Origin of the sequence: Streptomyces sp. NPDC057486 (assembly GCF_042802415.1) — a bacterium.
Classification (GTDB): domain Bacteria; phylum Actinomycetota; class Actinomycetes; order Streptomycetales; family Streptomycetaceae; genus Streptomyces; species Streptomyces yanii.
Genome location: NZ_JBHVEE010000332.1, coordinates 1 through 1118, shown reverse-complemented (window position 1 = coordinate 1118; position 1118 = coordinate 1). Strand labels below are relative to the sequence as shown.

Here is a 1118-nt window from a genome sequence, read left to right as displayed (position 1 = left end):
TTGGTCGCGACGAGCCTGACCTTCGCGAGGACCTCGCCGGCGGTCGCGGTCCACGTGAACGGTTTCGCCGTCGTGTTCCAGGAGTTGATGTAGTCGCGGATCTGTTTGATCAGGACGTTGACGCTGGAGAACGTGCCGCGACGGATGGACTGCCGGGTCAGGATTCCGAACCAGATCTCAATCTGGTTCAGCCACGAGGAGCCGACGGGAGTGAAATGGAAGTGGACGTGCGGGTTCTTCGACAGCCACTCCTTGACCTCCGGGGTGGTGTGTGTCGAGAGGTTGTCCAGGACGACATGGATGTCCTTCCCGGCGTGCGGTTTCACCGCCTTCTTCAAGAAGGCCAGGAAGTCCTTGCCGTTCCGGGTCGGCTTGCACTCGCCGAGCACCTCGCCGGTGCTCACGTTCAGGGCGGCGAACAGGTTCGTGGTGCCATGCCTGACGTAGTCGGCGGTGCGCTTCTCGCTCGCCGCGAAGGTGACCGGCAGTACCGGCTGGGTCCGGTCCAGCGCCTGGATCTGCGTCTTCTCATCAATCGAGAGGACCACCGCGCCGCCCGGCGGGGCCAGATACAGGCCGATCACATCGGCCACCCTCTCCGCGAACGCGGGGTCTTTGGAAATCTTGAAGGTGCCGGATCGGTGGGGCTTCAAGTGTTCTTCCCGCCAGACGCGCGCGACGTAGTGCCAGGACACGGTGACGTTCTCGGTCCGTTCCAGGTACTTCGCCAACTCCCGGGTGGACCAGTGCGAAAGCCCCGTGCCGTGCGGCGGCGTCATACGCGTCAGCGCAATCACCCGGGACCGCACCTGGGCCGGTATCTGTTCCCGTGCGCCACCCGGACGCTCCCCTTCCAGCCCCGCCAGGCCCCGCTCGGCATAGCGAGCCTTCCAGCGGTCCACGGTCGGCAGCGACACCCCGAGCAGCTCGGCAATGTCCTTGCGCCGACGCCCCTCGCCCGACCACAGCACGATCCGGCCCCGCGTGGCAATATCCGCAGGCACGTCCCTGCTGTTCACCAACGCCCGCAACTCGGCGGCCTGTTCCACGGACAGCTCCATACCAAGAGACCCTGCCACACAAGATCAAGTAATGCTGACGGAATCACAAGACACTAG

The 1118-nt window shown here is 64.8% G+C and carries 1 protein-coding gene; it reads right to left on the bottom strand.

Features of this window, described 5'->3' with window-relative positions:
- Positions 1 to 1061, bottom strand: a 1061-nt coding sequence (locus ACFU6I_RS48715; protein WP_384381061.1) for an IS630 family transposase, incomplete at its 3' end; no start/stop codon positions are given.
- Between the last annotated feature and the right edge of the window lie 57 nt (positions 1062 to 1118).